A 23,279-nucleotide genomic window follows, 5' to 3' on the forward strand; every position below is an offset into this window, starting at 1 on the left:
GGGTTAGGACATACATCCTAACCCACTTTCGTATATCTTTAAGATATGATGTCTACGGTAACCCGTTTATCCATCTTAACGGCTGCTGATGCAACCACAGTGCGAAGCGCCTTGGCGATACGACCCTGCTTACCAATGATTTTGCCTACATCCTCAGGATGTACACTAAGCTCATATACAACAAGCCGATCCTTCTCCAAGGTCTTCACGGTTACATCTTCCGGATGATCGACTAAAGCCTTAGCAATGATTATCACTAATTCTTCCATGGTTGACCCTCCGTATCAGCACCTTATTTCTGTAGTTTAGACTCATGAAACTTTTTCATTACGCCCGCTTTGCTAAGCAAGTTACGGACTGTGTCGGATGCTTGTGCACCATCTTGCAACCATTTCAGCGCTTTATCTTCATCAATTTTTACAACCGCTGGTACTGTGATTGGGTTGTAGTAACCGATTTCTTCGATAAAACGACCGTCACGCGGGGAACGAGAATCAGATACCACGACGCGATAGAAAGGAGCTTTATGTGCACCCATACGTTTCAGACGAATACGAACTGCCACGAAAATTCACCTCCTTCAAAAAGTAGACTGTATATTGTTATCCCATAATTCCGAGGGCCTATTGGCCTTAACGGAAAGGAAACTTCATACCTTTACCCATACTCTTCAACTGCTTCATAGCCTTGTTTTTGCCACCCTTAGGTCCCATCATATCTGAGAACTGCTTCATCATGCGACGCATTTCGTCAAATTGCTTTATCAGACGATTTACCTCAGCCAGTGATGTCCCACTGCCTACAGAAATACGTTTGCGTCGGCTATGATTGATCATGTCTGGGTTTTGCTTTTCCTGTGTGGTCATAGAATGAACGATAGCCTCAATCCGGCCCATCTGTTTGTCATCCACTTTGATATCTTTCATTTGCTTCATGTTGCCCATACCGGGAATCATATCAAGAATTTGGTCGATCGGGCCAAGCTTCTTAACTTGATCCATTTGCTCCAAAAAGTCTTCAAAAGTAAACTCGGCATTACGCATTTTCCGTTCCATTTCCTTCGCCTTATCGGCGTCGATATTGGACTGCGCTTTTTCAATCAGGGACAACATGTCACCCATGCCTAAAATCCGTGAAGCCATCCGTTCAGGATGAAACGGCTCCATCGCATCCAGCTTTTCACCCAATGTAGCAAACTTGATCGGACATCCCGTTACAGCTTTAACCGATAAAGCTGCACCACCACGAGTGTCGCCATCCAGCTTCGTCAGTACAACTCCCGTTAACTCCAGGCTAGTATTAAAGTGCTCCGCAACGTTAACCGCGTCCTGCCCCGTCATGCTATCTACAACCAGTAGAACTTCATCCGGGTTGACGTTGATATGAATCTGGCGCAACTCTTCCATGAGCTCTTCATCAACATGAAGACGACCGGCAGTATCTATAATAACGTAGTCATTGCCATTATCCTTAGCGTGCTGCAAACCCTGTTTTGCGATTTCCACTGGGCTTGTCTGATCTCCCAGAGTAAATACAGGAGTATTAATCTGCTCCCCAAGAACCTGAAGCTGCTTGATCGCGGCTGGTCTATAAATATCACCAGCTACAAGCAATGGACGATGATTTTGCTTTTGCAGCAATTTCGCCAGTTTACCAGACGTCGTCGTTTTACCTGCGCCCTGGAGACCCACCATCATAATGACCGTAGGCGGTTTGTTTGCTTTGGCAAGCTTGGCCTGACTACCACCCATCAACTCGGTCAGTTCCTTGTTCACGATGTCGATGATGACCATGCCTGGCGTAAAGCTGTCCATCACTTCCTTACCAACGGATTTCTCCTTTACCTTGGCAATAAAGTCCTTTACAACCTTGAAGTTAACGTCCGCCTCAAGCAAAGCTAATCGTACTTCACGCATAGCCTGAGCTACATCATCCTCAGACACTTTTCCTTTACCGCGCAGTTTACTGAATACATTTTGCAAGCGAGTCGATAATCCTTCAAATGCCATACTTCCGCACCTCCTTGTCTACCAGGGTTGTTTGTTCTTAATCTATATGTCCTACAGTTCCTGCAGGCGATTTATAATTTGATGAACATGTTGCAGAGTGCCTTCATCGGACTCACTGATTTTACCGAATGCCTCATACAACGTCTTATTTAATTCATCGAGATCTTGGATTCTGCGCTCATACTTACTTAGCAAACCAAGCTTTTCCTCGTACATTTCCAATACCTGTTCAGCACGTTTAATATGTTCATATACTGCCTGACGGCTAATTTGAAATTCCGATGCGATTTCCCCTAAAGAAAAATCATCATGGAAGTAATATTTTAAAAACATCTGTTGCTTCTCTGTAAGCAGAGGTTCATAGAAGTCAAACAGTCGGTTAATCCGGTTTGTCTTTTCCAGCCGATTCTCCTGACTCATCTTGTATACCTCCATCGTCAAGGAAAAACACTTTACAGTTCTTTTCAACGTTCCTTATGATACCTAAAAGAAAAGAAGATGTCAAGCGTTATCCCTTGTCATACAAAAAAAAGCCGATCCACTGTCCTTAAACGGAAGTACGGATCGGCTTTTTACCCACTGTTACTTAAACCCTTACCGGAGTAAGATACAGCAGAACAGCCAGAAAATGAAGTATGCTGCCTGCCAAAACAAACAGATGCCAGATCGCATGGTGATATGGAAATGCCCGCCACACATAGAAAATCGTGCCCAACGTATACATAAGACCACCTACGAACAATAACGTCATCCCTCCGGCGGGAACAGTCGCAACCAGAGGATTCCAGGCAATGGTGATGAGCCAGCCCATCACAATGTAAAACACGGTAGACATAAACAGGAAGCGCTTGGTGAAGAACGCCTTGAACAACACACCAAACAGTGCAATCCCCCAAATCACTCCAAACAGTGTCCATCCCAGAGTACCACGCAGTGCAACGAGCATAAACGGGGTGTAGCTACCTGCAATGAACAGGTAAATGCAAGAATGATCGAATATTTCGAACAAATCCTTCATTTTCCCTTCACGCAGGCTATGAAGCAACGTTGAATTGGTGTACAACAGCAGCATCGTAATCCCGTAAATCGTAAAGCTGACGACATGCCAAGTGGTTCCTTTCAAGCTAGCAAAAACAATGAGCAACACAAGCGCTGCCACGCTTAAAACGGCTCCAATTCCATGTGTAATGGCGTTGGCTACTTCTTCCCGTCGGGAGTAAGTATAGGTGTTTGCCATCGGTTTTTCACCCGGCTTCCTGATTAATATTTTTATTTACAAGAAACATATACGGCATCGACAGATCTCTTTCTTTCATTATACATCTGGGCGAACTTGACCAGCAACAGGATGGCTACTTAGTCCCAAACGTAGCATGAAAGCCTACTTTAAACGTATCAGTTCTGTTCTTCCTCGCCTGTAGCAGTTGCTTCGACGGTCTCTTCCTGAATCAACCCCGCAAACAACGCATGAACGAATTGCTCGGAATCAAACGGTTGAAGATCATTCACTTTTTCACCTAAGCCCACCAGCTTAACAGGCAAATTCAGCTCCTGACGGATGGCCACAACAATCCCGCCCTTCGCTGTACCATCCAACTTCGTTAGTACCAGCCCGGTTACACCGCTTTTCTCACCAAACAGCTTGGCTTGGTTAAGTGCATTTTGTCCAGTCGTCGCATCAAGTACCAACAACACTTCATGAGGAGCATCTGGAATTTCGCGTTGAATTACACGGAAAATTTTGTTCAGTTCCTCCATCAGATTGCTTTTATTCTGAAGACGTCCTGCGGTATCACACAATAAAACATCCACTTGTCGCTGCTTGGCAGCCTGTACGGCATCAAACATAACCGCAGCCGGATCGGAACCGGATTGCTGCTTAATAACCTCTACACCTGCCCGCTCGCCCCATACTTCCAACTGTTCGATCGCACCCGCCCGGAACGTATCTCCGGCAGCCAACAATACTTTTTTGCCCTCTTGTTTAAAACGATGAGCTAACTTGCCAATGGTTGTCGTTTTGCCGACGCCATTGACTCCCACGAATAGAATAACTGTAATCCCGTCAGGACTCATCTTGAGCTGACTATTGTCATTACCCCGCAGCAACTCGGACAGCTTTTCCGACAATACAGGCTGTAACTCGGATGCATCCTCGATTTTGCGCTTTTTCACTTCTTCTCGCAGGTCTTCAATGAGGTTCATAACTGTGTTGACTCCTACGTCCGCTCCGATCAGAATTTCTTCCAGTTCCTCATAAAATTCCTCATCAATCTTTTTACGGCGAATCATCAAGTCCGTTACTTTTTCAACAAAACCTTTACGTGTTTTTTCCAAACCATCTTTGAACTGTTTTGTGACAGATTCAGTTTTGTTTGCAATGCTTTCCTTCAATTTTCTAAAGAAACTCATGGATTCCCTCCGTTGATCTGAAAGTATGTTATTTAATGTCAGGCAATCTCAGCTTCATCGTTGTCCAGCTTGACAGATACGAGTTTGGAAACCCCGCCTTCCTCCATCGTAACCCCGTACAGCACATCTGATTCTTCCATTGTGCCCTTACGGTGTGTAACTACAATGAACTGTGTCTGCTCCGAAAATTCTCGTAAATACTGGGCAAAACGCACCACGTTTGCTTCATCCAATGCAGCCTCTACTTCATCGAGTACACAGAACGGAACAGGTTTAACGTGTAAAATGGCAAATAATAACGCCATCGCTGTTAACGCACGCTCACCGCCCGACAGTAGCTGCAAGTTTTGCAGTTTTTTGCCCGGTGGCTGAGCTACGATGTCAATTCCCGTCTCCAGCAAGCGTTCCGGGTCAAGCAGCACGAGATCAGCACGTCCGCCTCCGAACAGCTTGGAGAATACCGTTCCAAATTCGCGCCGAATAGCATCGAACGTAGTCTTAAAGCGTTTGGACATTTCTTCATCCATTTCACGAATAACCTGATAAAGTGTTGTCTTGGCCTCCACCAAATCAGACTTTTGCTCATCAAGAAACGTATAACGCTCATGCACACGCTGGTATTCCTCAATGGCGCCCAGGTTCACCTCACCCAACGCGGAAATACCACGTTTGAGCCTTTCTACCTCGCTCTGAGTCCCTTCAATATCTTCCGGTATAGGGTAACGCTGCTTGGCTAACTCATAGCTGAGTTCATAATCATCACTTAATTTTTTCAGAACGTTTTCCAGTTCCACATCAAGCCGATTTACTCCAATTTCCGTTTGACGGAGCAACTCTTCCACTGACTTGAGCTGAATTCGCTGTTCTTTCGTGTCGTTCTCAGCCACTTCAAGCTTTTTGGACAAGTTGCTGCGTGCAGCCCGCTTGAATTCCAGTTGCTGTGCGGCTTCTTCCTTTTTCATACGATATTGATTGAGATTTTCAATCTGTTTCACGGTCTCCTGCTCATTGGTCAGCAAATCTGCTTCAATGGAAGCAAGTAAGGTCTTGTTTTGTCTCGAATCCTTACCAAGAGTATCATAATCCCCGCGCAATCTGCGCAACTGCTCTTCCAATGAAAAACGCTCCTGGTCCAGCTTTCCTTCTCTTACCTTGAGATTCGTGAGTTCTCCCTGCAGCTGCTCTTTGGCAGATTCGTTGGCTTTACGGGCAAACTCGGCAGCGTGAATAGCTTGATGCGTTTTCTTTTCTTCTTCCTCCAGCGCAGCCAACTTTACCAACGCTTCTTCACGGGAAGTTTCCAGCTCCTTGATTTCCTGATCAAAGCCCTTTTTCTCCTGACCAGACGCAGCGACCTGCTCCAGAACATGACGAAGTTCATGCTCCAGTTGCTTGAGTTCCATTGCCATCTGTTGCTCTTCACCGCGCTTCACATCGCCGCCCTGACGCAGCTCGTCCAGACGGGTCTGTGTCTCCTCCAACTGGCGTTTGGTATCTATTGCACTCTGACGCAACCTTGCAATTTGCTGCTCTGTATCTACAATATCTTGATCCAACTGATCCAGCTGGCGTTTGCGTCCAAGCAGATTAGCATTTTTCTTGAACTGGCTTCCCCCAGTCATAGAACCCCCTGCATTGACAACATCACCTTCCAAAGTGACAACGCGGTATCTATATTGGCAACGGGCCGCAATGCGGTTTGCATCTTCCAACGTACGGGCAATGACCACATTCCCCAAGAGACTGCCTACAATTCCGGCATATCGATCATCATACTGAACAAGATCAGCACCGATCCCGACAAAGCCTTCGGCTCCTTCTGCAATTTGGCGTTCTCCTGCGCCGATTTGACGCGGGCGAATAACATCCATAGGCAAAAATGTCGCTCTGCCCAGTTGACGTTGCTTTAGAAAACTGATCGCCTGTCTGGATACGGATTCATTTTCCATCACGATATGCTGAACTGAAGCACCCAAAGCGGTTTCCATCGCCTGCTCTAAATGCTCAGGCACCCGAATCAGCTCCGCTACCGCTCCATGCACACCGTGCAAGGTTTCTTTTCGTGCAGCCTTCAATACCTCTTTAACTCCAAGCATGAAGCCGTCAAAGTCATCCTGCATTTCCTTCATTGTATCTCGCCGTGAAATTTGAGCCTCACGTTTTTGTTCCCATTTACGAACCGTACCCTGGTTTTCTTCCAAAAGTTTTTGCAGGGCTTGGTACTTTTCACTTCCCTGAATATAGCTACTACGCAAACTACTGATTTCCTGCCCCAGCTTCTGAACCGCAGCTTCCAAACCCTTTTTGCGCTGTTCAAGTTGTACTTTCTGGGCTTCCCATTTGCCGGATTCGTCACTTACGCGAGTCACACGCCGTTCCAATGCTTCCTTCTGTTGGTCTGTATAACGGATTTCGTTACGCGCCTGCGCCATCTGATTCATCAGCTCCAGCAGACCACCCTTTAGGCTTTCTTCCTGTTCTTGGCTGATTCCGCCTGTAACTCCAATCAGTTTGGCCTCTTCGTCAGACAGCCGCGCACGCAACTCGTCAAGCTCTACATTCAGTGCAGACAGCTTTTCGTTCAGCTGATCCAGTTCACTTCTGCGCTCGGAATGCCGTGATTCGCTTGTACTAAGTGATAAGATCAATTGTTCCCGATTAGCCGCCAGATTGCGTGTGCGCTCTTTGAGCAATTCGCCGTAGCCTTCACTTTTCTCCGTCGCTTCACTGTATTGCAGCAGATCCCTTTGCAACTGTTCTACTTGCTCTTCCAGTTGGCGTAATTCGTTGCGGTCGCTTTCCAGCATAGCGTCATGGCGGGATACCACCGTAGACAACTGAAGTTGCTCCTGCTGCAGCAAAGCTAGTTTGGAAGTCGCATCGCTCCACGAAGTATGAATTTGTTCAATTTGATGGACGTACATTGAGATTTCTTTTGATTTCAATTCACCGCGTAGCTCTTTAAAATGAATCGCCTTTTCAGACTGCTCCTTAAGCGGTCCAATCTGATCCTCCAGTTCACTAACCAAATCGTGAATACGCAGCAAATTTTGCTCCGTTTCATCCAGCTTGCGAACCGCATCTTTTTTACGCGATTTATATTTTACGATACCCGAAGCTTCTTCAAAAATACCTCGACGATCCTCAGATCGGGTACTCAGAATTTCTTCAATGCGTCCCTGCCCAATAATGGAATAAGCTTCTTTACCAATCCCTGTATCCATAAACAGCTCTGTAATATCTCGGAGTCTGCATGATTGCCGATTAATGAAATATTCACTATCTCCACTTCGATGTACACGTCGCGTTACCGTGACTTCACCAAAATCCAGAGGCAACGCCTGATCTTCATTATCCAACGTAAGCGATACTTCACCGTAATTAACAGCCTTACGAGCATCACTACCCGCAAAAATAATGTCCTCCATTTTGCCGCCACGCAGTGATTTGGCACTTTGTTCGCCCAACACCCAACGAATCCCGTCGGAAATATTACTTTTTCCGCTTCCGTTAGGCCCGACGACTGCCGTAATGCCGCGGACAAATTCCATTTCCGTTTTATCTGCAAACGATTTGAAGCCCGCCAGCTCAATGCGCTTTAAAAACATGCTCAATCTCACCTCTAACATTTCAAATATGCTTGTACAACACCGTATACCTGATTGATATGAATTATCCCTATTGTAGCATAAACTAGCTTGTATAAAGCACAGTACCGACACTCACATTACACCAGCAAAGCCACGAAAAAAGAGCAAAACGCAGTCCATTCGCCATTACGGGCCGGGACTCCCCGCGGACTGCCCTTTGCTCTTACTTTGTGTCCCCTGCTTGCGTAACCCGTCAGGGCTGCTCAGGTACCGATTACGATTCTGCCAGCTTCAAACGGTTTAAAGCTACTGCCGCCGCTTGCTGCTCAGCTTCTTTTTTGGAGCGTCCCGTACCTGCCCCTAGCCGTTCGCTGTCCATATATACCTCGGCTACAAACTCGCGCTCATGGGCTGGTCCGCGCTCCTCTACAATCTTGTATTCAAGCATCCCCATGTTATGATGCTGCGTCAGTTCCTGAAGCTCTGTTTTGAAATCACTCATCTGAAGTTTACCGTTTAATACAATTTGAGGAAAAATATAACGTTCCAGAAACGACCGGACTGCCTCCAGACCCTGATCCAAATAAAGCGCACCTACGAACGCTTCGAATACATCAGCCAACAGAGCCGGACGAGTACGTCCACCTGTCAACTCTTCACCTTTTCCAAGCAGTACATATTGCCCAAACTCAAGCCCGACAGCAAACTTCACCAGAGAAGGCTCACAGACAATAGCTGCGCGCAGCTTGGTGAGTTCGCCTTCGGGTCGGTTAGGGTACTGATTGTACAATTGCTCGGACACTGTCAGTTCCAGAACAGCGTCACCTAAAAATTCAAGACGCTCATTGTCTGCATGCTGACTGAACCGATGTTCGTTTACGTAGGAAGCGTGCGTAAAGGCCTGCTTCAGAAGCTGCCGATTGTTGAATTGAATATGAAGTTTCTGCTGTAATTGCTTCAAGTCTCCACTCAACGAACTGACCCCTTATGCTTCATATTTTTTTAGAATAACCGTAGCATTGTGACCGCCAAAACCAAAGGAATTGGACATAACCACATTCAGTTCCGCTTTTCTCGGCTTATTAGGTACATAATCAAGATCGCATGCCGGGTCTTGATTATCCAAATTAATTGTTGGCGGAATCGTCTGATGCTGAAGGGCTAGACCACAAATCACGGCTTCAACACCGCCTGCTGCGCCCAATAAATGCCCTGTCATCGACTTGGTTGAGCTGATCGCTACCTTATAGGCATGCTCTCCAAGCGTTTTCTTAACTGCTTCCGTTTCGGATTTATCACCGACTGGCGTAGACGTACCATGTGCATTGATATAATCAATCTCTTCAGGATTTAATCCAGCATCACGGATCGCCATTCTAATGCAGCGTGCTGCTCCCTCTGGATCAGGCTCCGTCATATGATGAGCATCGCCAGAAAGACCGTAGCCAATCACTTCACCGTAAATACGCGCACCACGCTTCAAAGCATGATCCAACGATTCTAGAATAAGAACACCGGAGCCTTCGCCCATAACAAACCCGTCTCTTTCGGTATCAAAAGGACGACTTGCCTTTTGAGGCTCGTCATTACGCGTGGACATCGCTCGCATGGAACAAAATCCAGCCATACCAATCGGACGAATCGTCGCCTCAGCTCCTCCGCAAATCATGGCGTCTGCGTCACCGCGCTGAATCATGCGGAAGGAATCGCCAATAGCATGGCTGCCCGTGGCACAAGCCGTAACTGGTGATGTATTGGGGCCTTTAGCACCAAGTGAAATCGACACTTGACCGGAACCCATATTAGCAATCATCATCGGGATAAAGAAAGGGCTTACGCGTTTAGGTCCTTTTTCAATCAGTGCGTTGTGCTGATCTTCCCAAGTACCCAATCCGCCAATACCGGAACCGACAGATACACCAACACGCTCAGCGTCCGCATTTTCTCCGATTACAAGTCCGCTGTCCTCAAGCGCCAATTTACTAGCAGCAACCGCAAACTGCACAAAGCGGTCCATTTTACGCGCATCCTTACGTTCAATATAATCCTCTGGATTAAAATCTTTAATGGAAGCGGCTATTTTCGTAGTGTATTCACTTGTATCGAAAGCTTCGATTTCACTGACGCCGGATTTTCCAGCCATCAGATTATCCCATAGTGTGTTCAAATCCTGTCCCAGCGAAGTGATTACACCCATTCCTGTTATGACAACACGTTGTTTCAAAGATAATCACCTCTATGTCTACTGCATATTGTATTGTAAGACCGCACGCTCTTGTGCGTGAAAATAATATAGAATCAACTAAAGTTAGTAATGCCGCATACTTCTCAGCCTTTGACTAAGTGAAGCTGAGCCAAACTCAAAAATACGCGGCAATTCCGTCTTTAGTTCAATCTGTATAATTAGGAGAAAGTCCCGCCTGTAACAGAACGGGACTTTTGATGACATGAATTAGGTATGAGATTGTATGTACTTCACAACTTCACCTACAGTTGTAATTTTCTCTGCATCTTCATCAGAGATTTCCATATCAAACTCATCTTCCAATTCCATTACCAATTCAACTACATCGAGAGAATCAGCGCCTAAATCATCTTTAAAAGATGCTTCAAGTGTAACTTCGGCTTCGTCGGCTCCCAAACGGTCAACGACAATGCGTTTTACGCGCTCCAATACATCGGACATCCGGCTCACCTCCTCTTAGGTATTATACGAAAATTACAATTAAAATGCCATAGAAGAGAGTTTTCATTGACAACTCTTCATCGGGGCATGCGGATTGGCAACATGCTACTACATATACATGCCGCCATCCACATGCAAAGTCTGGCCCGTCATATATGAGGAAGCATCCGAGGCCAAGAACAGCACCACGTCAGCAATTTCCTCAGGCCGTCCAAGACGGGCCAGCGGAATACCGCTAAGCATATTGTCACGCAAATCATCAGCCAGTACCTGCGTCATCTCAGTATCGATGAATCCAGGAGCCACACAGTTCACTGTGATACCTCTCGACGCAAGCTCTCGAGCAGAGGATTTGGTAAGACCAATTACCCCTGCTTTAGCAGCAACGTAGTTGGCTTGTCCTGCGTTGCCAAGTACACCGACCACGGAGGAGATATTGATAATTCGGCCAGAACGCTGCTTCATCATTGGACGTGTTGCCGCCTTAAGACAATTAAACACACCCTTCAGATTCGTTTCGATCACCTGATCGAATTCCTCTTCCTTCATGCGCATGATTAAATTATCTCTTGTTATGCCGGCATTATTCACCAGGATGTCAATCTTGCCCCAAGCGCCAATCACATCCTTGATCAACTGATCTGCTTCGTCAGCGCGACCGACATTAGCCTGAACTGTAATAGCCTCTACACCTTTGGCACGAATCTGCTCTGCTACCTCAGTCGCAGCCGCTTCACTACCAGCATAGTTTACTGCCACATTAGCGCCTGCTTCAGCCAGCGCCAGCGCGATACTACGGCCAATTCCGCGCGACGCTCCCGTAACGAGCGCCGTTTTTCCACTTAATGGCTTAGACATCATAGTCCCCCCTTGCAAGTATATAACCCGTTAAGGCAATGATTATACTTTTAACGGGCCTCCAAGGCTTCCCTTACAGAAGCAAACGACTCCAGGCTGCTTATATTATACAGCTTAACCGTTTTGTCGATTTTTTTAACCAATCCAGTCAAAACACTTCCCGGTCCAAACTCAACAAAGGTGTCAACACCTTGTTCTAGTAGCCATGTTACACTGTCTTCCCACAGTACCGGAGAATAGACCTGATCCACCAACAGTTGGCGGATTTCGCTCCCCTCACGTACAGGTTTAGCTGTTACATTGGCAACAACCGGAATCTGAGCTTTGGAGAAAGTTACAGCCCCCAACTTGCCGGAGAGCTTGGTCGCTGCTTCCTTCATCAATGACGAGTGGAAAGGACCGCTAACCTCCAGAGTAATAGCGCGCTTGCCTCCTGCTTCCTTCACACGTTCAGCGACAGCAGCTACGCCTTCCTTCGTACCAGATACAACAATTTGTCCGGGACAATTGATGTTGGCTAGTTCGACCAGTTGACCAGACTCCGTAATATCACGGCACAATGCTGCCAATGCTTCACGATCAGCTCCCAACACAGCAGCCATCCCGCCTTGTCCATCAGGAATGGCCTGCTCCATGAACTTGCCACGTGTACGAACGATCTCAACCGCATCCTCAAATGCGAGGACACCGGAAGCGACTAGCGCGCTGTATTCTCCTAGACTGTGCCCAGCCACATAATCGGGATGAATGCCCATTTTCTCCTTGAATGCTTCATACAACGCAATGCTCGCCGTTAACAGTGCAGGCTGCGTATTGGATGTTTGCTTCAAAGCTGTGTCCGGCCCTTCAAAAACCAGTGTGCTTAGTGCGAACCCTAACCGTTCGTCCGCTTGGCGAAATACTTCTGTTGCAGCTGGAACTGCTTCATAAGCATCTTTAGCCATACCTACAGCTTGTGAACCCTGACCAGGAAAAATAAATGCCGTTTTGCCCATCGTGTATGCACCTCTCTGTATCCAATGCTTATCCTGAAAAACACTACACAAATTTAATATTATATCAAAAATTCCATCTTATTACCAGACAAGAACCGACGCTCCCCAGGTCAAGCCACCGCCAAAGCCCACCATTAACACACGGTCGCCTTCCTTCATGCGGCCTTCCTCTGCTGCTTCCACAAGAGCGAGAGGAATGGATGCTGCAGATGTATTCGCATATTTATGAACATTAACAACTACCTTTTCCTCTGGTAAATCCAGACGTTGCATCGCCGATTGGATGATGCGAACATTGGCTTGATGCGGAACGAACAGATCAATATCATCTTTGGACAGCCCTGCTTTTTCCAGCACATCAACCGTTGCCGTTCCCATAACACGAACCGCAAACTTGAACACTTCGCGTCCGTTCATGTAAATATAGTGCTGTTTATTTTCCAGGGTGTCCGCACTCGCAGGCAAACGCGAGCCTCCAGCTTCCAACTTGAGTAAGCTGCCTCCGGCACCTTCAGCCCCGAGGTCAAAGGATAGGAATCCTCTACCTTCAGGCACTTCGCCAATCACTACAGCTCCTGCACCATCTCCGAATAGGACACAGGTATTGCGGTCGGTATAATCTGTAATCCGAGAAAGACAGTCTGCCCCAATGATTAATGCATTATTATAAATACCTGTCTTAATGAAGCTCGTTGCCGTAGCCAGTCCGTATACAAAACCCGAGCATGCCGCAGACAAATCGAAAGCCGCTGCGCCTTTGGCTCCCAGTTTGTCCTGAAGAATGCAGGCAGTTGACGGAAACGCCATATCCGGTGTGACCGTAGCTACAATAATTAAATCCAGATCCTGTGCCGTCATACCCGCGGACTCCAACGCCTTAATTGCTGCTTCATAAGCTAAATCAGATGTAGCCTGCTCTGGAGCTGCAATATGGCGCTCCTGGATCCCTGTACGACTGACAATCCATTCATCACTTGTTTCTACGATTGCTTCCAAATCTTTATTGGTCAGAATTTTCTCAGGTACGTATTTCCCTGTTCCGATAACACCAACCGGCCGTAATTTATTCATATCGTCACTCACTTCCTGCTGATTTCCTTGGATATACTTTCCACCAACCGGTTTTGCAAGGCCGTACGAGCCTGCCTTACCGCATTTTTGACGGCAACGCCGTCAGACGAACCGTGACTTTTCAGGACGAGTCCACTCAAACCCAGCAAAGGAGCCCCGCCATGCTCTTTATAATCCAATTTACCTTTCAGACTGCGAAGCTCAGGCATAATCAAGGCTGCCGCAAGCTTGGTCTTCAAGGATTTAGTGAATTGCTCTTTTAAGAGAGAGAATATGGCTCCAGCTGTACCCTCCAGTGATTTTAGCATGATATTTCCAGCAAATCCATCACACACCAGCACATCGCAATTTCCGGTTAACACATCTCTCGATTCAACATTACCCACGAAATTGACAGGTAACTGCTCGATAAGTGGAAATGCCAACTTCGTCAGTTCATTGCCCTTCCCAGCTTCGGTCCCCACATTCAGCAGACCCACCCTTGGAGAAGCCACACCATGAACTTTCTGACGATACAAGCTCCCCATCAGTGCATACTGGGCAAGATGCTCAGGCTTAGCATCCATATTGGCTCCCAAGTCAAGCGCCAGAATACCCTGATCGTCAATCGTTGGTATCATCGGCGCGAGAGCCGGACGTTCAATGCCCTCCATCCTTCCAACCACCAGCAACCCTGTGGTCATTAGCGCACCTGTATTACCTGCGGATATCATGGCATCCGCTTCGCCTTCTCTGACCATTCGACCAGCTACGACCATAGAAGCATCCTTTTTACGGCGCACTGCCTTTACAGGCTCGTCCTGTGCATCTATCGTTTCGGATGCATGGCGAATGCTGAGGTTCGTCGGCAACGCCCTACCGCTCAGAACCGATTCAATTCGTTCCCGGTCACCAACCAGCGTAATGTCCGTATCCTTCCATTCCGCCGCCGCAGATAGCGCGCCCTCTACTGTCGCCTCAGGAGCATTATCTCCCCCCATGGCATCAATGGCGATCCGCATGCTGACTTCCTCCTTCGCTATACTCTTCCTCCGTGGAGCGATAAATGACAAAGTTGCCTTGGAACACCATTTCTTCTCCTACGTAGGCAAAGACTTCCACTTTGGCCTTCCCTTTTTGTTCTGGATTTGAGCGTACATATGCCTTGGCAATGCACTTCTCACCTAAATGAACCGGGCGAACAAAGCGTATATCCGCTGACGCGGTCAATGCTATCTCATCATTAATCACGGCAACGGCCAATGAATTGGCCTGGGCAAATACATAATGCCCCCGCGCAATGCCAGTACGCGAAAAAATATGTTCTTCTTTAATCTCAAAAATTGAAATACCGCTTCGATCCAACTGCAGATCAACGATATCCCCGATCACTTCATGCAAAGGCAAGGAACGAACCTGGTCGTAGGAGCGCTCAGCCATCAGCTTTAGCCGTTCCCGTAATTCCGGGATTCCCAGCTCCATCCGGTCCAGCCGAATAGTCTGAATACTTACCTTCAGCTGTCTTGTCAATTCCTGATCCGTTACGAACGGATTATCATCAATTAATTGAGTCAGCCGCTGCTGTCTCTGTCTCTTCGGCAAACGTTCGATGTCAGTGACGCCTCCTTTCCCTACAATAAACTGTCGTTCAGAACGACAGTTCGGGTTACTTTACTTCACTTTCTAACGGCAAAACTTCAAGCCGATTTGTCTTCTTGTATGTATAAAGGAACCCCTTTGCCCCTTCTTTCTTAGAACCTGGTACTAAAACAGTATATAGCATGCTGACGTAAAAAGGAAGCATGCAGACAAAAAAAGTAGCGCCTCACTGAAGTGAAGCGCTACTCTTCCTGCGAAGATTCCAAAGAATCCGCTTATCGGACATTATTGAGAGATGATCTCTCTAGCTTTGTACGTTCCGCAAACTTTGCACACATGGTGAGCAAGTTTCAATTCGCCGCATTCGGAGCATTTCACCATACCTGGTACTGCCAGTTTAAAGTGAGTACGACGTTTGTCGCGACGAGTTTTGGATGTTCTCCGTTGAGGTACTGCCATTATTCCCACCTCCTTAACCAGATCAACCCCGCATAACGGGTATGACTTCTTATCTCATTCAAGACTGAAAGAAAATGCCAGAAGCAATTATCTTACAGCCGGTGAATCAAGCCTGCAACATCCACGCATCGGTTCAATAACTCTCCGGCACAAGCGGATGATGATTTTTCAGAATTGAACTCAATTCTCATTTAAAAAAATCCTTAAGCCCTGCCAGACGCGGATCAATCTTTTCCGTATCGCTATCGCTACTGTCATCGGAGCCAATACTCCAGTTTTGTCCGGTCTTTGGTGCGATTCCCTGACAATCCTCACTGCACAAAGGCGCAAACGGCACATGCAGCACAAACAGTTCTTCACAATACGGTGCAATGTCGAAGGAGTCCTCCGTCACTGCGATAAAATCGCCATCTTCATCCTCCTCTTCAACACTCGAAGAGGTTTGCTTGAACCGTTCACGGAATTCAATCTTTAAATCCTCGTGCATCGGACTTAAACAGCGTGAGCACAGCATGTCCAGACCTGCGGTCAACGTGCCTTCCACACTCATCAAGCCTTGACCCAGACTAACGGCGACCAAGTCGGTCTCCAGCGGGGAAACGGCTGTAACATCAGCACGATCATCCACCAATTCACTCACATTAAGAGATTCACGGATAGGAAAAGGACCGTCACTTGTTGCTACTTTGCGAAAAAATAGTTGCATCACTATCACTCCAAACAAACAAAAATTATTATACCGACTGATCGAGTCGTTTGTCAACACCTTTCACTTTACACCACTCACAAATTCACCGGTTTTCCAATGGTTCGACGAGTTTTATGCAGAAGCAAAAATGCATTGTGCTAAACATGTACCGATGAGTATTCGTACCCCCGCCACTCTTCGTGTACAATAATGCGAGTATAAAGCTTTTTCGTCCAGGTCTCAATGGTCTTGTTCATGCCGATGATGAAAAATCAGTATAGCTTCCCTAAAAACAATCATTCACGGGTACTTAACCATTATTATCAAAATAGTTACCCAATAAGCTACTTTAAGAAAGGAGACGACATACGGTCTTGAAAACACTCGGTATGATTGTAGAGTACAATCCCCTGCATAACGGACATGTCCATCACTGGGAGGAATCTCTTCGCATCACTGGTGCACAGCGAACAGTGGCTGTGATGAGCGGTCCTTTCCTTCAGCGGGGTGAACCCGCGATTACAGACAAATGGTCCCGCACCGAAATGGCACTCGCCATGGGCGTGGACCTGGTTCTGGAGCTGCCTGTGGCCTATGCCGTCCAGCCTGCAGAATGGTTTGCCCGCGGAGCAGTCGCCCTGCTCCATGCGACGGGCATCGTCGACGCGCTCTGCTTCGGCAGCGAGAGCGGAGACATCGCCCCGCTGCGCGCGCTGGCCCGCGTGCTGGCGGCAGAGCCGGCCGAGCTCAAGGCCGGCATCGCGCAGCGCCTGAGCAGCGGCGCGAGCTATCCCGCTGCCTACGCGGGAGCCGCAGCCGCGCTCGCGGCCGAAGGAGTGGACGGCGCTGCGCTTGCCGCCCTCATGCAGCAGCCCAACAATACGTTAGGGCTGCATTACTTGATTGCGCTGGAACGGCTGGGCAGCACAATCAAGCCCTTCACGGTAGCCCGCACAGGATCGGGCTACCATGAAGCCGTGGCCCCTGCGGACGGAGTCATCGCCAGTGCCACGGCCATCCGCCGTCTGCTGCTGGACGGCGGGCCGGAGACCGCGTCGCCGTACATACCTGCGGCGACACTGGAGATTTTGCGGCGCGAGTGGCAAGCCGAACGCGCGCCGCTGCATTGGGAAGCGTTCAGCCAGCCGCTACTAAACGCCCTGATCACACGTAGCCCGCAGCAGCTGGCGGAGCTGCATGAGGTCACTGAAGGGCTGGAGCATCGTCTGCGACAATCGCTGTACACGCTCCCTCAGCCCTCTGTGGAGGCTCTGCTCACCGCGATCAAGACAAGGCGCTATACTCGTACGAAGCTTCAGCGGATGTGTGCACATATTTTGCTGAATCATGCCAAAGCCGATATGACTCCGGCTGAGCTGGCGAAAGGTCCAAGCTATATCCGCGTGCTCGGCTTTAACAGGGCTGGACGCGAGCTGCTGGCACGTATGAAGCAGACAGCTACCCTTCCGGTATGGGTCAAGCTGTCTGCCGGATCACATCCTCATCTGGACTGGGATACAGCCGCAGCCGCCATACACGCAACCGGGATGCCACGTCCCGCCATCCGCAACATGTATGCTGATTACTTGCGACCGCCCATTATGGTTTAATGGGCAGCTTTTCCATATAATTCAGTGCATCGCCAAGCTTGCGAACCGGAACAAGCACCATTCGGGTTCCAATTTGCTCAGCTTTGGCCTTGGCCTCCTTATAATTATCCGCAGGGACGAAGAACAAGTCCGCACCCTGACGGTCAGCAGCAACTATTTTATACTTTGCACCACCGATCGCTCCAACCTGACCGTCCTTATCAATGGTACCCGTACCGGCTACACGATATCCCTTACTCAGATCACCTGGTGTCAGTTGGTTATAGATTTCCATGGTAAACATCAAACCTGCCGAAGGGCCGCCAACATCCGTAGATGTAAAATGAATCGTTTTACGTCCATCCTTCGGCTCTACCTTCTGTACCGTGGCAATACTGACGCCAAATCCGGAACGTTGCTTGCCCGTCTCACTGTCCGTAATGGTCGTTAAAGGAGCTTGCACGGTCAGCAACTTTCCATCGCGCTTTAGCTTCACTTTAGCCATTATTCCCGGTTTTTCGCCCTCCAAAGCCTTCCGAATGGAACGATTATCGGTCACTCTCACGCCGTTCAGCTCCAATATTTCATCTCCAGGCTCAAACACGCTGTTCGATCCTGGGACCTTAAATACATACACGTAATCTGGCACAATGCGATAGGGGACACGGGCACGGGTGTAGGCAGCCTCCATCGCGGAAGATTGGGAATCCCCCATATACCATACCTGTTCTGCCGCATATTCGTCTTCACTTCTTCCATGCAGACGATCCTCTTTGCGTTGAATCTCCGAATTGCGGTCCATCTTGGACAGGCCCAACATGATAACATTGGCATAACGCGCCGATACCGTCGTCATCATAAAGGTCCCCCGTTCGATGCTGTCACTCTCCTGAACTCTAACCATCGGTTTGATCTCGTTTGCCCCACCTGGTCCATAGATCAGATAAGGGGTTGGCATATAGACCAGCACATAAACCATTGCAGCCAGCATTAAGACATAACCGGTTGTAAAAAAAGCTCTTTTCCGGTTTATTCGTTTCATTGCTTCTCCCCCTTGCAGCCTAACTTCTCCTATCTTACCCAAGTGCCTCTGCGCCACCTGTTCTCAAGCCTTCCGAAAAAGCATACATTGTTTACGACAACGTATACGAACAACCTATCCCAAGACAACGAACGTGAATAAACACTGGAGACAGCATCTCGACTCTCCTTAGTATATTTATGAGAGGTGAATTCTTTGATGCAAAAGGAAGCCCATTCCGCTCCTTACTGGACAACCGTACTGCTTGGCCTTGGAGCCATTTTGCTTGTACTGGCTGTTATCGCCTCACCAGAAGAAGTATTTCAAGCCTCTACTCAAGGCCTTAAGCTATGGTGGAGTATTATTTTCCCGGCCATGCTGCCTTTTTTGATGCTGTCCGAAATGCTCATCGCCTTTGGTCTAGTACATGGACTAGGTGTCCTGCTGGAGCCGTTTATGCGATTCTGGTTCCGTCTACCTGGACGAAGCGGCTGGGTGTTGGCTCTCGGCCTGACCGCGGGATTCCCGGCTGCTGCGGAAGCAGTACGCCAATGGTCACAACAGGAAGACATGACCGCGCTTCAGCTTCGGCGTCTAACCGCTATCGCTCATTTTTGCAATCCGATTACCATCCTGCTCGTCATCGGGACAGGGCTAATGCACAATGCTGCCACAGGCGTGATGTTACTTGCCGTTCACTGGATTTCCGGGCTGCTGGCAGGCTGGATCACCGCCAGACTACCTGTATCGTCCAAAGAATTGCAAAAACAAAAACGGGAAACGCCAGCTGCCCTCCGGCGCACCTCAGTTTCCCGTACTTCTCCCTCCCTGATCCAATCCGCATGGGAAGCTACCCGCTCTGCCAGAGAACGGGACGGCCGCAGCTTCGGAAAACTGTTGGGCGAAACCGTATCCCATGCTGTACAGACGCTGATGGTGACAGGTGGATTCATTATTTTCTTTTCCGTACTGATTCGACTGCTGTCCATATACACAGGCCAAGGATCGCTTTCTTTCATATGGCCTGCTTGGATGGAAATCCATCTGGGTTCCTATGAAATCAGCCGTCTGCCCTACGATCTCCGTACACAAGCAGCCCTGATCAGTGCTGTGTTGGGCTGGGGCGGCCTGTGCGGCTGGCTTCAAATTACCGCCGTCACCAGACCTTCCGACAAGGGCATCACCTTCACCTTGTCACGAGTGCTCCATGGGATCATTGCTTTTGGACTTACCTTGGCGACATGGGTCCCGCTTAACCGCATCGTCAGCAATACAACTCCCGCTTACGTCAGTCGCAGTTCTGTGTCTTCTTTTGTGGAAAGCGTAAATGAATCCGCCACGCATCCTGTCATGGCCGGAGCCAGCGGCTTACTAACACAAATAGAAGGAACATCTATGTACCCCTGGCAACTAACCGTACTGTCCATTGCGCTGCTGGGTACAATTATAGTTACCCTGCTGGCCTTTTCCTTTATGACTTCATGGTGGAGCCGCCGCGATTCGCGTTGACCTTCGCACGCAGCGCGTCTTCCACCTCCGGTGCCACCAGATCTACAACCTTGCCATCAAAATGCGCAATTTCCTTCACCATACTGGAACTCAGATATGAATAAGCCGGATTGGTCATCATAAAGATCGTTTCCGCATCCGGGTTCAGCTTATGATTTGTAGAGGCTAATTGCAGCTCATATTCAAAATCAGTCACCGACCGGATTCCTCTGACAATAACCTGGGCCCCTTTTTGACGTACATAATTAGCTGTCAGATCACGGAAGCTGTCCACTTCAACGTTCGGGATATCGCGAGTCACCGTTCGCAGCAGCTCCATTCGTTCCTCAAGTGAAAACAGCGGATTTTTACTAATATTGTTAAGAACCGCGACAATCAATAGATCAAACTGTCTGGCTGCTCTTTGAATAATATCCTGGTGCCCCATCGTCACGGGATCAAAGGTTCCCGGATATACGGCAATACGTGGTTTGTGCTCAATCATGATGATCCTCCCCGTCTGATTCGCTGATGCCGAATTTGACCACTCCGGCTTCTGTATGTTCTACGACATCCGACAAAGCATCGGCTGCAAAATGATAAATAGATAACGCCGTTTCACCATAGACTGCTTTTCTGACCTGTTCGAACGGTCCGAAGCTTTCCGGATATTCATGTCCCGATTCATACTCCAGCACGATGATTGCATCTGAACGAAGCAAGTTCAACTCAGCCATACGGCTCATTAATTCATCTCCGTGTTTGAGACGATAGGGTGGATCGAGAAAAACAGCATCAAAAAGAGCTCCACGTTTTGCCAGCACCTTGAGCGCTCGTCCGGCATCATTGCGGAACACTTCAGCCTGTCCTTCCAATCCAGTTTTTCGCAAATTTTCTTTAATGACATCAATGCTTTTGGATTCCATATCAATAAAAACAGCCTTGTCCATTCCCCGGCTTAGCGCCTCTATACCCAGGCCACCACTACCAGCAAACAGATCAAGTGCGACTCCCCCATCAAAATAAGGACCTATCATGCTAAATAGCGCTTCCTTGACCTTATCCGTGGTCGGCCGCGTCCCTGTGCCGGGAACTGCCTTTAACGGCCTTCCTTTGGCACTACCCGATACCACTCTCACGCTGAAACTCACCTATTTTCTATATGTGTTCATAACCATATAAGATTATGACGCTATCGTACCACATGCACCGCCGTTTGAAAAACTTAGGATGAGGCAGGTATAAAAAACCATTCCCTGGGCATCCTTAGGATATCGGCATTCAACCAATGTCGTAGACAACCGCGGAGAAGACTTACGTTTCCCCATAAGCTCTTCGTCCGGTTTCTCCTCTCCCATTCGGGCGCTCTTTAATGGAGCGCCTGATTTTTTTACATAAAAAGAAGCTGCTTAATAGCAGCTCTATGTATCATTTTTCGATTTCGGCATTTTGTTTATTTCAGCAGTTCCTCGGGTGTATCCCCTTGATAAACATACACATAACTCGCCACTGATACAGCAAATGTTGCAAACATAGACAACGATGTGGCTAATCCATATACCATTTTCCTCATCATTCCACTCACCTCCTTCCCCGGATCAATGTTAGACTTTGGACCAAAAAAGCAACAGCCACTACAGAGGAACCGATTACAAAATTAGTACATACAAGCAAGGAGGATAACAGTCGCAAGAGGGGATAAAAACGTACTGGAATGCGCGACTGCTTTTCAATTCTGGACGGGGCAAAACATAAAACGAGAATGAGAGCTATTCCGGTAAACAGGTTTGTCCACCAACTATTTAAGGCAATGCAGGATATGTAAGTAAAAGCTGCTGAGGTCACCAACACACATGCCATGCCCGTTTTCAAATGAATGCCTCCTGATATTTGGCGTAGCAGGGCGAAAGCGACGAGAATCGTTACAGCTTCTACCATCCGCCCCGTGAAGATTGAGGCGAATAGTGTTAACACAATGATCATGGACGCATTCAGAATGAGAGCAAGTGCGTATTTAAGTACCGCGACAGAGGCTGGATGATCAGGCACAGTACGTTTGATCTGGTTAGCAAGTTTGAAAGCCATCGCTTCAATCATCCCGGTATTCCTTTCCGATTGCATAATAGATGAAAAATCCCGAAACCAGTGCAAAAAATATCATACTTAACCATACCTCGTTATAGTAGAGCACAATAGAAGTTGAAATGAGAGACAGGATAATCAGCGTGATGACAATGCCATATTCCTCTTTGAATTTAAGCTTCTTGAAATTAGGGGAAAAGCCAATCCCTTTTCGATACAACATCAATGAAATAAGCAGTCCTACTGCCGCGCTTACTACTTGTAGCAGATAGCCCTTCAAGGACCCATCCTGCAGCTCAGAAACCGGAAGGTTGCCGAACATGACTTTTAAGAATACTGACTGAACGACGGCATATGTGAAATAACCTGTAACCGTCATAATACCGGACCACACAATCGGAATCTTCACGACCGTTGCGAGTAAAAAAATAAAAAGCAGCATATTTACGACAGGCACCAAATACGAAAGGGAAAATTCCTCTCGGAGCATATAGCTCTGCATATTCATAATCAGGTTAACAAAAATGGCCTGCCATAGATAAGGGGTCGTTTTAACTTTAAAAATACTCAAAATCAGCGCAAAAACAGCTACTCCCTCAAGTGTGGAGAAAAGCAAAAAGCCGATTGGCTTCAAAAGCATGCGTGCATCTCCTTTGCAATTCCAACAAACCTCATCGGTGTATTCAAAAACTTGGATGTACATCGAATATAAAGGGCTGGGAGCTACTTTTCAAGAGGTGTTTTCAATTATTT

Annotated in this window: 25 protein-coding genes; 2 read left to right on the top strand and 23 right to left on the bottom strand. The window is 47.8% G+C overall.

Translation table 11 applies throughout. The features are described from left to right. Positions 1-38 precede the first annotated feature (38 nt). The 17 genes from AC5ELV_RS01590 to AC5ELV_RS01670 form a co-directional block, all read right to left on the bottom strand. Entirely contained in the window at positions 39-269 is a 231-nt protein-coding gene (locus tag AC5ELV_RS01590) for a KH domain-containing protein (RefSeq protein WP_013309863.1), read from the bottom strand. A 23-nt stretch (positions 270-292) separates the two neighbouring features. Next, on the bottom strand, positions 293-565 hold the full coding sequence (gene rpsP, locus AC5ELV_RS01595; protein WP_013309862.1) for a 30S ribosomal protein S16: 273 nt from the start codon (positions 563-565) through the stop codon (positions 293-295). Between the two features lie 67 nt (positions 566-632). After that, on the bottom strand, positions 633-2,009 hold the full coding sequence (gene ffh / locus AC5ELV_RS01600) for a signal recognition particle protein (protein WP_342428742.1): 1,377 nt from the start codon (positions 2,007-2,009) through the stop codon (positions 633-635). Between the two features lie 51 nt (positions 2,010-2,060). Further along, positions 2,061-2,429: a putative DNA-binding protein gene (locus tag AC5ELV_RS01605; RefSeq protein ID WP_342428741.1), complete on the bottom strand. Its 369-nt coding sequence runs from the start codon at positions 2,427-2,429 to the stop codon at positions 2,061-2,063. A gap of 166 nt (positions 2,430-2,595) precedes the next feature. Beyond that, positions 2,596-3,246, bottom strand: a complete 651-nt coding sequence (gene trhA, locus AC5ELV_RS01610; protein WP_013309859.1) for a PAQR family membrane homeostasis protein TrhA — start codon at positions 3,244-3,246, stop codon at positions 2,596-2,598. Positions 3,247-3,404: 158 nt separating this feature from the next. Further along, positions 3,405-4,421 carry a signal recognition particle-docking protein FtsY gene (gene ftsY / locus AC5ELV_RS01615; protein WP_025721714.1) on the bottom strand — a complete coding sequence of 339 codons (1,017 nt, stop codon included), beginning with the start codon at positions 4,419-4,421 and terminating at the stop codon, positions 3,405-3,407. Positions 4,422-4,459: 38 nt separating this feature from the next. Next, positions 4,460-8,029, bottom strand: coding sequence for a chromosome segregation protein SMC (gene smc, locus AC5ELV_RS01620; RefSeq protein ID WP_493428876.1), 3,570 nt, complete (start codon positions 8,027-8,029; stop codon positions 4,460-4,462). 256 nt (positions 8,030-8,285) lie between these two features. Continuing rightward, complete coding sequence (gene rnc, locus AC5ELV_RS01625; RefSeq protein ID WP_013309856.1) at positions 8,286-8,984, bottom strand: ribonuclease III; 699 nt, start codon at positions 8,982-8,984, stop codon at positions 8,286-8,288. Between the two features lie 12 nt (positions 8,985-8,996). After that, positions 8,997-10,235, bottom strand: coding sequence for a beta-ketoacyl-ACP synthase II (fabF, locus tag AC5ELV_RS01630; RefSeq protein ID WP_061832008.1), 1,239 nt, complete (start codon positions 10,233-10,235; stop codon positions 8,997-8,999). A gap of 228 nt (positions 10,236-10,463) precedes the next feature. Beyond that, on the bottom strand, positions 10,464-10,697 hold the full coding sequence (locus AC5ELV_RS01635; protein ID WP_007429985.1) for an acyl carrier protein: 234 nt from the start codon (positions 10,695-10,697) through the stop codon (positions 10,464-10,466). Positions 10,698-10,805: 108 nt separating this feature from the next. Then, the gene (fabG, locus tag AC5ELV_RS01640; RefSeq protein WP_025721716.1) at positions 10,806-11,555 is read right to left on the bottom strand and encodes a 3-oxoacyl-[acyl-carrier-protein] reductase; all 750 of its coding nucleotides are present in this window, start codon (positions 11,553-11,555) and stop codon (positions 10,806-10,808) included. Between the two features lie 50 nt (positions 11,556-11,605). Continuing rightward, a complete protein-coding gene (gene fabD, locus AC5ELV_RS01645) occupies positions 11,606-12,550 on the bottom strand; it encodes an ACP S-malonyltransferase (protein WP_493428877.1) in 945 nt (314 codons plus the stop codon). Between the two features lie 81 nt (positions 12,551-12,631). Then, complete coding sequence (locus tag AC5ELV_RS01650; RefSeq protein ID WP_493428878.1) at positions 12,632-13,621, bottom strand: beta-ketoacyl-ACP synthase III; 990 nt, start codon at positions 13,619-13,621, stop codon at positions 12,632-12,634. Between the two features lie 8 nt (positions 13,622-13,629). Then, positions 13,630-14,622 carry a phosphate acyltransferase PlsX gene (gene plsX / locus AC5ELV_RS01655; protein ID WP_493428879.1) on the bottom strand — a complete coding sequence of 331 codons (993 nt, stop codon included), beginning with the start codon at positions 14,620-14,622 and terminating at the stop codon, positions 13,630-13,632. Further along, positions 14,606-15,202 (bottom strand): transcription factor FapR, encoded by a 597-nt coding sequence (gene fapR / locus AC5ELV_RS01660; RefSeq protein ID WP_007429980.1) that lies wholly within the window; start codon positions 15,200-15,202, stop codon positions 14,606-14,608. The genes plsX and fapR overlap by 17 nt, the downstream gene beginning before the upstream one ends. A 282-nt stretch (positions 15,203-15,484) precedes the next feature. Then, complete coding sequence (gene rpmF / locus AC5ELV_RS01665) at positions 15,485-15,658, bottom strand: 50S ribosomal protein L32 (protein WP_007429979.1); 174 nt, start codon at positions 15,656-15,658, stop codon at positions 15,485-15,487. 187 nt (positions 15,659-15,845) lie between these two features. Then, a complete protein-coding gene (locus tag AC5ELV_RS01670) occupies positions 15,846-16,364 on the bottom strand; it encodes a YceD family protein (RefSeq protein ID WP_493428880.1) in 519 nt (172 codons plus the stop codon). Between the two features lie 356 nt (positions 16,365-16,720). On the opposite strand from AC5ELV_RS01670, the gene AC5ELV_RS01675 reads away from it, so the two are divergent. Beyond that, positions 16,721-17,956, top strand: coding sequence for a nucleotidyltransferase (locus AC5ELV_RS01675; RefSeq protein ID WP_493428881.1), 1,236 nt, complete (start codon positions 16,721-16,723; stop codon positions 17,954-17,956). Here the strand turns inward: AC5ELV_RS01675 and AC5ELV_RS01680 are convergent. Then, positions 17,946-18,977 (bottom strand): YlbL family protein, encoded by a 1,032-nt coding sequence (locus AC5ELV_RS01680; RefSeq protein WP_493428882.1) that lies wholly within the window; start codon positions 18,975-18,977, stop codon positions 17,946-17,948. The two genes, AC5ELV_RS01675 and AC5ELV_RS01680, sit on opposite strands and share 11 nt — an antisense overlap. Before the next feature lie 198 nt (positions 18,978-19,175). Between AC5ELV_RS01680 and AC5ELV_RS01685 the strand changes: the two genes are divergently transcribed. Continuing rightward, positions 19,176-20,465: a nucleoside recognition domain-containing protein gene (locus AC5ELV_RS01685; RefSeq protein ID WP_493428883.1), complete on the top strand. Its 1,290-nt coding sequence runs from the start codon at positions 19,176-19,178 to the stop codon at positions 20,463-20,465. On the opposite strand, the gene coaD is transcribed toward AC5ELV_RS01685, so the two are convergent. From coaD to AC5ELV_RS01710, 5 genes are all read right to left on the bottom strand, one after another. Further along, positions 20,428-20,949 (bottom strand): pantetheine-phosphate adenylyltransferase, encoded by a 522-nt coding sequence (gene coaD / locus AC5ELV_RS01690; protein WP_013309846.1) that lies wholly within the window; start codon positions 20,947-20,949, stop codon positions 20,428-20,430. The genes AC5ELV_RS01685 and coaD overlap by 38 nt on opposite strands. Then, the gene (gene rsmD / locus AC5ELV_RS01695) at positions 20,942-21,583 is read right to left on the bottom strand and encodes a 16S rRNA (guanine(966)-N(2))-methyltransferase RsmD (protein WP_061831348.1); all 642 of its coding nucleotides are present in this window, start codon (positions 21,581-21,583) and stop codon (positions 20,942-20,944) included. Before rsmD ends, coaD begins: the two co-directional genes overlap by 8 nt. A 314-nt stretch (positions 21,584-21,897) precedes the next feature. After that, positions 21,898-22,020: a cyclic lactone autoinducer peptide gene (locus AC5ELV_RS01700; RefSeq protein WP_023988155.1), complete on the bottom strand. Its 123-nt coding sequence runs from the start codon at positions 22,018-22,020 to the stop codon at positions 21,898-21,900. 5 nt (positions 22,021-22,025) lie between these two features. Beyond that, a complete protein-coding gene (locus AC5ELV_RS01705; protein ID WP_071640443.1) occupies positions 22,026-22,541 on the bottom strand; it encodes an accessory gene regulator ArgB-like protein in 516 nt (171 codons plus the stop codon). Further along, positions 22,534-23,166 carry a hypothetical protein gene (locus AC5ELV_RS01710; protein WP_493428884.1) on the bottom strand — a complete coding sequence of 211 codons (633 nt, stop codon included), beginning with the start codon at positions 23,164-23,166 and terminating at the stop codon, positions 22,534-22,536. The genes AC5ELV_RS01705 and AC5ELV_RS01710 overlap by 8 nt, the downstream gene beginning before the upstream one ends. Positions 23,167-23,279 lie beyond the last annotated feature (113 nt).

Source organism: Paenibacillus sp. NMA1017, from assembly GCF_058895805.1.

Coding starts and splice junctions, on each gene's coding strand:
- AC5ELV_RS01590 (WP_013309863.1), bottom strand. CDS start 269: ATGGAAGAATTAGTGATAATCATTGCTAAGGCTTTAGTCGATCATCCG.
- ffh (WP_342428742.1), bottom strand. CDS start 2,009: ATGGCATTTGAAGGATTATCGACTCGCTTGCAAAATGTATTCAGTAAA.
- AC5ELV_RS01605 (WP_342428741.1), bottom strand. CDS start 2,429: ATGAGTCAGGAGAATCGGCTGGAAAAGACAAACCGGATTAACCGACTG.
- trhA (WP_013309859.1), bottom strand. CDS start 3,246: ATGGCAAACACCTATACTTACTCCCGACGGGAAGAAGTAGCCAACGCC.
- ftsY (WP_025721714.1), bottom strand. CDS start 4,421: ATGAGTTTCTTTAGAAAATTGAAGGAAAGCATTGCAAACAAAACTGAA.
- smc (WP_493428876.1), bottom strand. CDS start 8,029: ATGTTTTTAAAGCGCATTGAGCTGGCGGGCTTCAAATCGTTTGCAGAT.
- AC5ELV_RS01635 (WP_007429985.1), bottom strand. CDS start 10,697: ATGTCCGATGTATTGGAGCGCGTAAAACGCATTGTCGTTGACCGTTTG.
- fabG (WP_025721716.1), bottom strand. CDS start 11,555: ATGTCTAAGCCATTAAGTGGAAAAACGGCGCTCGTTACGGGAGCGTCG.
- fabD (WP_493428877.1), bottom strand. CDS start 12,550: ATGGGCAAAACGGCATTTATTTTTCCTGGTCAGGGTTCACAAGCTGTA.
- AC5ELV_RS01650 (WP_493428878.1), bottom strand. CDS start 13,621: ATGAATAAATTACGGCCGGTTGGTGTTATCGGAACAGGGAAATACGTA.
- plsX (WP_493428879.1), bottom strand. CDS start 14,622: ATGCGGATCGCCATTGATGCCATGGGGGGAGATAATGCTCCTGAGGCG.
- rpmF (WP_007429979.1), bottom strand. CDS start 15,658: ATGGCAGTACCTCAACGGAGAACATCCAAAACTCGTCGCGACAAACGT.
- AC5ELV_RS01670 (WP_493428880.1), bottom strand. CDS start 16,364: ATGCAACTATTTTTTCGCAAAGTAGCAACAAGTGACGGTCCTTTTCCT.
- AC5ELV_RS01680 (WP_493428882.1), bottom strand. CDS start 18,977: ATGAAACGAATAAACCGGAAAAGAGCTTTTTTTACAACCGGTTATGTC.
- AC5ELV_RS01685 (WP_493428883.1), top strand. CDS start 19,176: ATGCAAAAGGAAGCCCATTCCGCTCCTTACTGGACAACCGTACTGCTT.
- coaD (WP_013309846.1), bottom strand. CDS start 20,949: ATGATTGAGCACAAACCACGTATTGCCGTATATCCGGGAACCTTTGAT.
- AC5ELV_RS01700 (WP_023988155.1), bottom strand. CDS start 22,020: ATGATGAGGAAAATGGTATATGGATTAGCCACATCGTTGTCTATGTTT.
- AC5ELV_RS01705 (WP_071640443.1), bottom strand. CDS start 22,541: ATGATTGAAGCGATGGCTTTCAAACTTGCTAACCAGATCAAACGTACT.
- AC5ELV_RS01710 (WP_493428884.1), bottom strand. CDS start 23,166: ATGCTTTTGAAGCCAATCGGCTTTTTGCTTTTCTCCACACTTGAGGGA.